The 11,632-nt window shown below is 56.9% G+C and carries 7 protein-coding genes and 2 pseudogenes; 6 read left to right on the top strand and 3 right to left on the bottom strand.

Annotated features, from left to right (window positions below; all coding sequences use genetic code 11):
* The first annotated feature begins 94 nt into the window (after positions 1 to 94).
* The 6 genes from ACP7E0_RS31545 (at position 95) to ACP7E0_RS31520 (ending at position 9,682) form a co-directional block, all read left to right on the top strand.
* Complete coding sequence (locus tag ACP7E0_RS31545) at positions 95 to 1,345, top strand: efflux RND transporter periplasmic adaptor subunit (protein WP_426130910.1); 1,251 nt, start codon at positions 95 to 97, stop codon at positions 1,343 to 1,345.
* 9 nt (positions 1,346 to 1,354) lie between these two features.
* Complete coding sequence (locus ACP7E0_RS31540; RefSeq protein ID WP_426130909.1) at positions 1,355 to 4,501, top strand: efflux RND transporter permease subunit; 3,147 nt, start codon at positions 1,355 to 1,357, stop codon at positions 4,499 to 4,501.
* Positions 4,502 to 4,888: 387 nt separating this feature from the next.
* Positions 4,889 to 6,304 carry an adenylate/guanylate cyclase domain-containing protein gene (locus ACP7E0_RS31535; RefSeq protein ID WP_426130907.1) on the top strand — a complete coding sequence of 472 codons (1,416 nt, stop codon included), beginning with the start codon at positions 4,889 to 4,891 and terminating at the stop codon, positions 6,302 to 6,304.
* Positions 6,305 to 6,909: 605 nt separating this feature from the next.
* Entirely contained in the window at positions 6,910 to 7,995 is a 1,086-nt protein-coding gene (dctP, locus tag ACP7E0_RS31530) for a TRAP transporter substrate-binding protein DctP (protein ID WP_426130905.1), read from the top strand.
* A 522-nt stretch (positions 7,996 to 8,517) separates the two neighbouring features.
* On the top strand, positions 8,518 to 8,697 hold the full coding sequence (locus ACP7E0_RS31525; RefSeq protein ID WP_426130904.1) for a hypothetical protein: 180 nt from the start codon (positions 8,518 to 8,520) through the stop codon (positions 8,695 to 8,697).
* 691 nt (positions 8,698 to 9,388) lie between these two features.
* Entirely contained in the window at positions 9,389 to 9,682 is a 294-nt protein-coding gene (locus ACP7E0_RS31520) for a hypothetical protein (protein WP_426130902.1), read from the top strand.
* A gap of 12 nt (positions 9,683 to 9,694) precedes the next feature.
* Here ACP7E0_RS31520 and ACP7E0_RS31515 read toward each other — a convergent pair whose 3' ends face one another.
* The 3 genes and pseudogenes from ACP7E0_RS31515 to ACP7E0_RS31505 form a co-directional block, all read right to left on the bottom strand.
* Positions 9,695 to 9,922 carry a hypothetical protein gene (locus ACP7E0_RS31515; RefSeq protein ID WP_426130901.1) on the bottom strand — a complete coding sequence of 76 codons (228 nt, stop codon included), beginning with the start codon at positions 9,920 to 9,922 and terminating at the stop codon, positions 9,695 to 9,697.
* 17 nt (positions 9,923 to 9,939) lie between these two features.
* A pseudogene (locus ACP7E0_RS31510) lies at positions 9,940 to 10,436 on the bottom strand (hypothetical protein).
* 660 nt (positions 10,437 to 11,096) lie between these two features.
* A pseudogene (locus ACP7E0_RS31505) lies at positions 11,097 to 11,480 on the bottom strand (alpha/beta hydrolase); the annotation flags it as partial.
* Positions 11,481 to 11,632 lie beyond the last annotated feature (152 nt).

Here is an 11,632-nt window from a genome sequence, read left to right as displayed (position 1 = left end):
GCCTCACCACATTCAAGCTGCGACTTGGACGCTCTCGCTGTGCGAATTGCCCGACGCGTATACAGAAACGACCGTTGCCTACGAAGGATCTTCTATGATCGTGCGACATCTATCTCTCCGCCTGTTCGCAGGGACTGCCATGATGCTCGCATTGGCAAGTTGCAATAATGAAAAAGCTGCCGAGGCTCGTCCTGCACCGCCAAAGCCGGAAATTGGTGCACAGACGCTTCACCCTCAGACCGTGACGCTGACGGCTGAACTGCCGGGACGTACGAGCGCCCATCTCGTCTCCGAGGTTCGCCCTCGCGTCAGCGGTATCGTCCGCAGCAGAAATTTTACGGAAGGCAGTGACGTCAAGGCCGGAGACATTCTCTATGAGCTGGACTCGGCTCCTTTCGAAGCGACATGCAAGAATGCCGAAGCCGCACTCCAGCGCGCCAATGGCGCCATTCCAAGCGTTCGATCCCGTCTGGACCGCTACAGGACCCTGACGACGCGAAACGCCGTCAGCCAACAGGATTTCGATGATGCGCAAACGGCATTACTGCAAGCGGAGGCGGACGTAGCCGCCGCAACGGCCGCGCTTGAGACCGCGCGCATCAATCTCGAATATACTAAAATCCGCGCGCCGATCGCTGGACGCATTGATGCGTCCAGCGTTACGCCCGGCGCGCTCGTCACCGCCGATCAGGCATCGCCGCTGGCCACGATCCGGCAACTGGACCTCATCAATGTCGATGTTGTCCAATCGAGTGCCAACATGCTGCGCCTGCGCAAGGCGCTCGCGGCAGACAGGATCAAGACGAACGGCGACGTCGTCGCCGTCGAACTCGTGCTCGAGGATGGCAGCCGCTACCCCTATCCCGGCAAATTGCAATTTTCGGAATCCTTCGTATCCACCACCGCCGGCACCGTCACGATCCGGGCGACCTTTCCAAACCAGGACAGGCTGCTGATGCCAGGCATGTATGTCCGCGCCATTATCGAGGAAGGGTTTCGGGAAAACAGTTTCCTGCTGCCGCAACGCGCCGTTTCGAGGAATTCGAAGGGCGAGGCCGTTGCGAAATTCGTCAGTGCCGATAACAAGATCGAGGAACGCATGCTGGTTATCGATCGCAACCTCGGCAGCAACTGGCTGGTCGATGAGGGCATCGCGAACGGTGATCGCCTGGTGATCGACGGGCTGCAGCGAGCGCAGAACGGACAGGAAGTGAAAGTGACCGCCGTTCGGATCGACGAGAAAACCGGAGAAGTCGTCGCCCCCACCGAGGATAAGCGAGCACCAGCGGATCGTGCAGACGAACGTCATCTCGCGTCAGACACTTCCCATATCACCGCTCGCTAGGATTCAAAGATGTCACGCTTCTTTATCGATCGCCCGATCTTTGCCTGGGTCATTGCCATCGTCGTGATGCTGACGGGCGCCCTGTCGATCACCACGCTTTCTGTCTCGCAGTACCCGCAGATCGCGCCGACCACTGTGCGAGTCACGGCAAATTATCCCGGAGCTGATGCCCAGACCGTCGAGAATTCCGTGACCAAGGTCATCGAACAGGGCATGACCGGCATCGACAATCTCGACTACATCACGTCCAACTCAACATCGACCGGCCAAGCCTCGATTTCGTTGACCTTTACCAATGCGGCCAATCCCGACGTTGCGCAGATGCAGGTGCAGAACAATCTCCAGCTCGTCCAGGCGCGACTGCCGCAGGTCGTGCAGAATACCGGCATCACCGTTTCGAAATCGACGTCCAGCTCCTTCATGATAGCGTCGTTCGTATCGACCGATGGCAAGCAGTCGGCAAACGATCTCGCCGACTATATCGATGCCTCCCTCATCGACGCGCTACGTCGCGTGCCGGGCGTCGGCGACACCCAGGTCTTCGGCTCCCGCTATGCAATGCGCATCTGGATCGATCCGGACAAGCTGGCGAAATATCAACTGATCGCCAGCGACGTGACAGCCGCCGTGGAAGCGCAGAATACGCAGGTTTCCGCCGGGCAGCTCGGCGCCCTCCCGCAGAGCTCCGGCCAGCAGCTCAATGCGACAGTGACGGCGGGCAGCCGGTTGCAGACGAAGGAGGAATTCGAAGCCATCATTCTCAAGAGCGAGGACGACGGCGCGCTTGTCCAGTTGAAGGATGTGGCGACCGTCGAGCTTGGCGCGGAAAGCTACACGACCACAGGCGTCTACAACGGCCATCCCGCCGCCGGCATCGGTTTCAGCCTGGCGACCGGCGCGAACGCCATGGACACCGCCGACGCGGTGCGTGCGGAAATCGACCGCCAGAAAGATAGCCTGCCGGCCAATGTCACGGTCGAATATCCGTATGACACAACCCCATTCGTGAGGCTCTCTATCGAAGGCGTCGTGCACACGCTGATCGAGGCCGTGGCGCTGGTCTTCATCGTCATGTTCGTTTTCCTGCAGAATTTCCGGGCGACATTAATCCCGACACTCGCCGTGCCCGTCGTCCTCCTCGGAACCTTCGGCGTGCTTGCCCTCTTCGGGTACTCGATCAATACGCTGACGATGTTCGGCATGGTGCTGGCGATCGGCCTTCTCGTGGACGATGCCATCGTCGTCGTCGAAAATGTCGAGCGCGTCATGGAAGAGGAGGGCTTGAGCCCGCGCGAGGCGACCATTCAGTCGATGCGAGAGATCAGCGGTGCGTTGGTGGGCATCACCACCGTTCTCTCGGCCGTCTTCATTCCCATGGCCTTCTTCACAGGCTCGGTAGGCGTTATCTACCGCCAGTTTTCCGTCACGGTCGTCACCGCAATGATCATGTCGGTGTTCGTGGCGCTCATCCTGACACCTGCCCTCTGCGCAACGATCCTACGCAAGCCGAAACATCACGCACGCAAGGCCTTCGTGTTCCGCTGGTTCAACCGAGGTTTCGAGCAGGGCACACAGCTCTACAAGCGCAGCGTGGGGGCGATGATCCGATGGATGGCCGTCTCGATCTTCGCATTTCTCGCGCTTGTTGCCGGCACAGCCCTCCTCTTCAGCGACTTGCCGACGGGGTTCCTTCCACAAGAAGATCAAGGTCGACTTCTCGCGACGATCCAACTTCCCCCCGGCGCTACCGCGGACAGAACCGCCCGCGTGCTGGATACCGTGATCGAGCATTTCCTGACCAAGGAGAAGGATTATGTTGATGGTGTATTCGGTACTGTCGGCTTCAATTTCAGCGGACAGGGCCAGAATGTTGCCGTCGCATTCATCGCGCTTAAGGATTTCGACGAGCGGACCACGCCCCAATCCTCAGCGCAGGCAATCGCAGGCCGTGCGATGGCGGCTTTTGGAAGCATACGGGATGCGCGCGTAATTGCGCTCGCGCCGCCGGCCATTCCAGGCTTCGGTAGTTCCACCGGTTTCGACCTCTTCATACGTGACACCGAAAACCAAGGGCATGAGGCGCTTATGGCCGCCCGCAACCAGTTTCTTGGCCTAGCCGGACAAAACAAGCAGTTGACCGGCACCCGCCCCAACGGTCAGGAAGACACGCCGCAATATTCCGTATCGATCGACCGCGCGCGCGCAAGCGCGCTGGGCCTTAACCTTAGCGACATTGATTCAACACTATCGACCGCCTGGGGCGGCACCTATGTCAACGATTTCGTCGACCGCGGCCGCGTCAAGCGCGTCTACGTCCAGTCGCAAGCCGATTTCCGCATGCAGCCGGACGATTTTGATCGCTGGTATGTCCGCAACACCCGCGACGAAATGGTGCCCTTCTCCGCCTTCGCCACAGGAAAGTGGACCTACGGCTCGCCGCGGCTTGAACGCTACAACGGCGTATCCGCCGTCCAGATCCAGGGCGCCGCAGCATCCGGAACAAGCTCGGGTCAGGCGATGACAGAAATCGACCGGATGATGGAGCACCTGCCACGAGAATTCTCCCACGAGTGGACAAGCCTCTCTGCCCAGGAGCAGCTTGCCGGAAACCAGGCCATCCAACTCTATGCGATCTCCATCCTTGTTGTTTTTCTGGCGCTCGCCGCTCTTTATGAAAGCTGGTCGATCCCGCTTTCCGTCATGCTGGCCGTGCCGGTTGGCATATTCGGCGCACTGGTCGCCGCTACCCTTTTCGGCCAGGCAAACGATGTCTACTTCAAGGTCGGTTTGCTCACGACCATTGGTCTTGCCGCGAAGAATGCCATTCTGATCGTTGAGTTTGCCATCGCGCAGCAGCAATCTGGCAAGACGCTGCTGGAGGCGACACTGGAGGCCTCGCGTCAGCGCCTAAGGCCGATTTTGATGACCTCCTTCGCCTTCATCCTTGGCGTTCTGCCGCTGGCGATCGCGACCGGGGCCGGCTCCGGCAGCCAGAACTCGATCGGTATCGGCGTCATGGGCGGCATGATCTCCGCCACGTTCCTCGGCATCGTGTTTATCCCCGTTCTGTTCGTCGCAATCCGGAGAATTTTCAAGGGAAGTTTCGGGCTTGCACCGATGCAGGGACATTCGGGGGCCGCGTCCCCAGCGGAATGACGGAGCTCAAACATAGATCCGAAAGGAATGGAGATGTTAGTAGAATCCCACCCGGATTACGTTGACCGGCGCGTCGCTTTCATTGCCACCGCCGACGTTGCTTTGTCGATTTGAGGCCTGGGCGGTCATCATCAGCACACTCTTTCCGTATCAAGTCTTCACACTTCTTCGGAAGAAGCGAACGCCAATTGAGGCCATGATCAAGCTGAAATCTTCACGTTTAGACAGCCCCTTAAACAGGACGTTATTGCTTTAAACGCGACGGCCCCACCAAGAATTTTGGCTTCCCGAGATATCTGAATTCTTAGAACATTCTATTCGCATCCGCGCCTGTTTCTAACCAGCCGCCGCTCCGATCGTAAACAATGCAGGCTGTAGGAAATCGCGATGACAATTTTTCCGAGATTTTCCGCACACTGGAAAAAGGCCGCGTTCGACGACGCACCCGAGCCGCCAATCACGCCGAGAAATGGGGGGGCGCCAGACTGGGAGGCGACGACCGGTCGGACACGCAAAGAACAGAACCGGATCGAATCTGCGCTGGATGACGCAGAACGGAAGGGATTTCTTTTTGCCCTCCTTAGCCTCAGCTGCGCCATTTTGATGATTGGCCTGCTCAATCTCGTCAACCTTCCTTCTCCAACTAACATGTATGCGTTTGGAGGAGCTGCTGGCACCGCGCTTATCGGCGTCCTTTCACTCCTTGCCGTCAAAACTCGTTACGAGAGCAAGTTACGGTTCGCCCTTTTTGCCTTCGATACCATGGTCATCACCGCGCTTATCGCTTTTGTTCCCTTGAGCAGCAGCAGCGACGTTCCGCAAAATCTCGTCTTTCTCACCCCCAAGGTACAATACTTCTATATCCTAATCGCCACAGCAATCCTGACGCTATCGCCGGCGCTCGTCATTTGGACCGGGGCATGGGCCGTTGCCGGTCTTGTGGCGGCGACGGGTTGGATCGTCTTAGGGATGGACACGATTGTCACGTTTCGTGACATGGCGCCGTTGCCTTGGCGAGAGGTTTTCCTTGATGCTGTGCTCAATCCGAACTTCATCGGATTGTCGCTGCGCGGTCGGGAAGCCATCATTCTGGCATCCGTAACAGCGATTGCAGCTTGGGGCGTTCATCGCGCCCGCGGAATGGTGCGGGCCCATGCGCAAGCAGACGCCGAGCGACAGAAGGTCGAGACCCTGTTCGGTCGATACGTCCCGCCGACCGTCCTGACGGAACTGATCAGGGAAGGCCACCTGGAGCCACAGATGCGGGAGGCGACCCTTTTGTTCATCGACATCGAGGGATTTACGCGAATAGCCGAAACCATGCCCCCAGCCAAGCTTGTCGTGTTGCTTAACGATTTGTTCTCGACAGTAGCCGGCGTGGTGGAACGCAATGGCGGAGTGGTGATCAATTACATTGGGGATGCCATCCTCGCTTCGTTCAACGCGCCGCTTCCTGCCGCGCAACCTGCAGCCCAAGTCATCCAGACTGCACGGCGTGTTCTGGAACTCGTTTCACGACGTCGGTTCGAAGGCCTGTCTATCCATCTGCGGATAGGGATCGCCACGGGGCCGGTCGCAGCAGGAACGGTCGGCAGCGACGGGCGACAGACCTACACACTTTATGGTGACGCTGTGAACTTGGCGCAGCGTCTGGAAAGATTGAACAAGGATTTCGGAACCCAATGTCTCGTGTGCGGCACTACCGCACGCCTTGCATGCGCTAGCAACTATCGTCTCAAATCCGTAGGGCTCGTTCACATTCGGAATCGGGTGCACCCCATCGAGGTGTTCCGCCTTCACTGACTCTAGCTGAACCCTTGTGCTCGTCCATCAAGGCGCGGCGCGCGGCGGCGAACGGATGTGCGTATGTGTCATTGCTGGATGAGCAAGAAAACTATGACGCCATCCAGCGGGCAGCAAGGTCGCCTTTGTCGTCGCGGTTTCCGTCTGCGCCAATTTTAATGACTTGAACTGGCAGGAACTCAAGTCCGAATGTTGGGAGTGATGGCCCGAACCTTGAAGGTGCAATGGCCCCCTTAACTATAGCTACCTTGTATCCCATCGGCCTGGATTTGGGGGAAAGACAATGACTATGAGACAAATTACGGGCACAGGTTAAAGCATGGGTGACGGCAGTATACTAGCTTGCGCAGCGCCTTGCGCAGCGCCTTGCGCTCAAATGAGCGTCAAAACTCGTCTGGGTTTCATGCCGCCGCTTGTTACAATTTAATACAGTTTCGGCGGGAATTGGCATACCTCTGCGACAATGGACAGCTATGTTTGTCGCAGGGATAAGGCGAGAAGCAAATTCGTCACTGTGGGACTTCCCTCGGGTGTTTCCAACCAGCTTTATGCTGATCCACGAACCAAGCTTGCAATAACGATCTAGTTGCGAAGGAGAATTTCAAATGTTGAAAAATACTCAGAAACTCGGTTTGACTGAAGTCAGCCGAAGGTTGGTCGTCGCGACGACTATGGCCGCCTCCGTGTTGCTGCTGATAAACACCCCTGTCGCGGCTCAAGAACCGAAAGTGCTTGTTTATAGCGACCATGAGCCGTTCGGCGGCATGCGCACCCGCTTCCTTAAAGAAGTTCTTTTCCCCGCCATCGAGAAAGAATCGAACGGCCGATTAAAGGTGGAGGACCATTGGAACGGCGAACTTGCCGTGGCCTATGAGGCTCGGGGGACTGTAAGTGCGGGTAAGGTCACCGATCTATCCACCGTCGTGCCCGAGTATTCTGCCAAAGAAATGCCACTGCACCAGATCTTTAAGGGTTTCCCCATGGGACCTACCGGCACCAAACAGATCGAGTTCTTCAAACGCGTGTACGATGAGGTTCCTGAATTTTCAGAGGAAATGGCCAAGAACAACCTCGTAACTGTTTATTTTGGGACGGGATACCCTGTCGCTTTCTATAGTACGGCGCCCATCAATACCTTGAGTGACGTCGCGGGTGGGAAGTGGCGAACTGCCAGCTTCTGGCATCAGGATTTTCTCACAAACGTGGGCGCGACACCCATTACAATGCACTGGGGTCCCGAAGTCCCCGCTGCTCTGAAAGACGGAACGATTGATGGGCTCATGGTGAACGTGGACAGCGGCTATATGCTGAAAGTACACGAAGTTGCGCCCAATGTTCTTGCGTCCAAGGATCTGTGGCTGGGGCATGTCTATCTTCTGGCGATGAACAAAGCCACTTGGGATGGACTGGCGCAGGAAGACAAGGACGCCTTCCACCGGGCGGCTGAGTCAGCGTACTCCACCCTCGGATCGGTCATGGACAACAGTTTCAACGCGCAGATCAAGGAACTGCAAGATGCGGGCGCAACCGTTCGAGTTCTCGACAAGGCTGAGGCTGCGCAATGGGTTGCCACCACCAAGTATCAGGACACTCAGGACGCTTGGGTCAAGACCCAGCAGAGCAACGGCACTAAAAGCGTTGCCCCAGTCGTGGAAAAGGTTCGCTCCATTATGAGCGAGTTCTCGAACTAGGTAATTGGAACCGGCGGAGCGCCGAGGTGTTGCGCTCCGCTGTACAGCAGAAACAAGGGCAATGGACTACGTGAGACCAAAATCGAAGCGCCTCGAGCCGTCGCAGTTAACGCATTGCTCGAAGCTGACGGTAGCATGCGTCATGTTGAAATATCAATGAGCGCGCTTTGCTGTCGGGCATGCCCGGGCGAGGGGTCTTCTTCGTAGAAATATGGGACGCGGAGGCGGAGCTCCGCAGTTTTGCGTTGGCCTTCGGCCACTTGCACTCGGCTGAGACCGCCCCGTCTCCTCCTTGTGATTGCATACAAGGGCGGTTAAACGTTTTTACGCGGTCTCCTTGTCTCGCGCGGTATCCCGAGAGCTTCGTAATCCGCTCTGCCTTGGTGCTGGCTTCACTCGCGGTGCTGTGGCTGTGTCTACAAGCCTGCGCGCCTTAGCTGTCGCAACGCTTCAAGGCCGGACATCATCGATATGTAACTTCTTTCCGTGCGTTTCGGACGAGTAAAACGAATGGAGGCTACAATGTCCAAGCGAGAAGTGATCGATACCGGAACTGATAAACGCTACGTGCGCCGTGACGAGGATGGTAGATTCAAAGAATCCGTTGATGTCGGCCGTTCGCTTTCCGCCGACAAACGACAGAACGCGAAGAACGATGCGAAGCTCGGCGAGCGTGCCAAGGGCGATCACAAGTCCAAGTGAAAATCGCGACTTACAACGTCAATGGAGTAAATGGTCAAACCCAGACTGCCTTTTGCTCTTCAGTTCCGCCGCATCGTGCTGGCGCATGGGTGGATCGAAAGTATGACGCGAGGTCGGTACGCGGGCAGGCGAACTGCAAATGCCATCGCCACAAATGTGTGGTAACATCCCGAGGTGCGTTAATCCCCTCTCGTATTCAACGCACGAAGCTGAACTGCTTGACCGCGCTATCGGCGGGGTCTTTTTTGGCCTCCGCGCCGATGGACCAGCGGACAGGCGGCAACAGTTCGGCTCATTCGCCAGTTGGCGAACACTGGCTGTCGCACACCGTGCATTAACATACTAGCGCGTCAGGCGACTGACCCGCTTCGGAGGGATCTCTGGCATGGAACTTCTCGCTCGCGGACCGTTCGGCAGAGTTGTTTTCGCGATACGGCGTTCGACGATGAGGCTGACCCATACACTCAGGACAAGATCGATGCTGAGCGCAACCGTTACGCTAAGCGCGGTTTGTAATTGAGGCCTTCCGAGGCCGCCCTCTCGCGGCCTCGGACTTCTAAACTTCGCGACCAGGGCCACCGATTAACGGCGTGCGACTATCAGCCTTCGAAACTTTCTCTGGACTTTAAACCCTCAAATTGAAGGTTTTCCACACGCCAAGATTGACATATATTCTTGGACGGAGGTGCTCATGAGGGGCTTCAGAACGGAATATAGCAGCCTCGCCAAAGAGGCGGAGGTGGCGTTTCGCGAACTCGACGTGGCGCTTGCCCAGCATTTTTCAGTCGGTTTAGCCTCTCCTGCGGTCGCACACGCTATCACCGCCGTGGAAAAGCTTGTTGACGAAAAGCTAGCGCCCGTGAACAGTAATCCGTATGTGCGGGCGACGGTTGAGTCTGTAAAAGGGTATTGCCGGGACGAAATCATAAAGCGATTACGCCCATCGCTACATACCGAAACTGAGCGGATCAGACCTAATTCCTAGATGCACTGGCCCTCAGTGAACCTGTTTGGCTTGCAAGATGATCTCAACCGATCCATCACCGGCTGACTGGCTGAGCTTTAGCGCGCCAAACTGGTGAAGATGCGCAAGTCCTTCCTCTACAGGAATATCGTTTTCGGCGAGAACCAGTTTGATGTCATCAACGGTTTGGGGAAGCGATCCGACGGTGACTTCGCTGTTTTCGATCCGTGTTAATAGATACCGGATGCCCTTGGTGTTCATGACCTAATCAACCTGACTTATCTCGTGAGACGGATATCGCTGGTGACCACATTCCTCCCCGTTTTGGGGTCCTTGTCGGTAGTGCGAAGACGAAGTCCACGAGTGCCAATTTTCTCGATTGTCATTTGAGCCAACCGATCTCCGTTGATCTCCCGGCTCCATCGTACGGCGAAATTAATTGAGTTTCCTTGCGAGTTCCCGAAAGACTGGATGGGCGTCCAGAGGGGCCGATGTAGGTTCCACTGTACTTAGCGCCATTTGCCTTTATGTCGGCTGAGACTGCCCGGCGGATTACCAGCAAACCTCGACATTGGCCGGCCATCGCGAGCGCTGGTCCATTCGTGGTGCCAGCGAACTTGCAGGTTACATCCATCGGGGATGTCCCGATTTTGGTGGTGACTGTGCCCTTGCCTGACCACGCCCCACCGATGGATTTCAGGAATCCGCTTTCGTCAGCGAATGCGGGCGGAATGGAGGCGATCAGGAATACTGCGGCGGCGAGAGCGATTTGCATAGGGAACTCCAGATGTCGGACGATAATTTGACAATCCTAACCCGGGTAAAAGGTTCCCCATCAAACGGATCGCTGAGCTTGCTAGGAGATTTTGATCGACGGGCTGGATTCAGTACGTCGCCTCTGATGCCGAAGCGAGCTTCGACAAAGGCGGTCCCCGCACCGGCCAAACCTCGATCTGGCCAACCCCTCAGTCTCGGTTAAAACGCTGCCATAAGAGGGTGGGCTAAGGCAGTCACCCACTCAGAACGTTTTTGTTTAAGCAGGGTCCGCCGTCTCAATAATGTCCATCTCAGCCGTAAAGGTCGTCCCGTCATACCTTTGGTAGATGAACTCGCCCTGCAGCTGCGACACGACCCCCTTGATGAGACGAGAACCCATCCCAGAGTGCATGTTTTCGCGGTCGAACCCCACACCGTCGTCACTGATGACCAGGCAGCCCTGCGTTTGGACAACGCCTTCAACGTCACGGCGATTTTCCCACCCTGGGCGTCAGGGAACGCATACTTGAGGCTATTTGTAACGACTTCGTTGGCGAGAAGCGCCAAAGGCGTGGCCGTGTCGGCCGAGACATCGATGTCCTCAATGGCATATTCGACTTCGACTGAGTTCCCGTAGGACTTGACGAGCATATCGACGACAGCAGTGAGGAGATGCTTTCTTGCCCCAGACGATCAACGTCGGCGGTTGGCGGTCGCGGAAGAAGGCCTGGAACTGCGGGTAAAGGGGTACGTTGCTGCCGTAGTCACCCAGGAGATCCAGCTGGATGTCCTTGTTGCCAGGGCGATCAAGCAACGCCTGATCGACGACCCAGTTGTCGGGGCTGATATGCGCTACATTGCCCATGCCGTCGGTATACTGGAACTTCGTGGTATCGAGCGTGACCAGGCCTGCGAGGGCTTCCCGGCGCTCCGGCGTCTTCTCTGCCCAATAGGCCTTGATCGGATCCCAGAATGCGGCGAGGCCTTCGGTATAGGCGTTGCCGTTCTGTACGATCAGGGTTTCGACGCGCTCTGGATGCTTTAGCGCAAGGCGGATCCTCACCTTTCCAAATGGATGCGGATCGAACATCAGCACCTCTGGAATAAGGACTACCAGCAGCGGCCTCTAACCCTGGGATAAATAAGGGTAAAAAGTTGAACAGTCAGCCGTGGTTAAGGCGCAAGGAGCAACCCGAACCGCATAATCCATACGAA

Origin of the sequence: Pararhizobium sp. PWRC1-1 (assembly GCF_049897905.1) — a bacterium.
GTDB lineage: Bacteria > Pseudomonadota > Alphaproteobacteria > Rhizobiales > Rhizobiaceae > Pararhizobium.
Note: the sequence above shows the minus strand (reverse complement) of the source record. Positions and strands in the feature narration are given on the sequence as shown.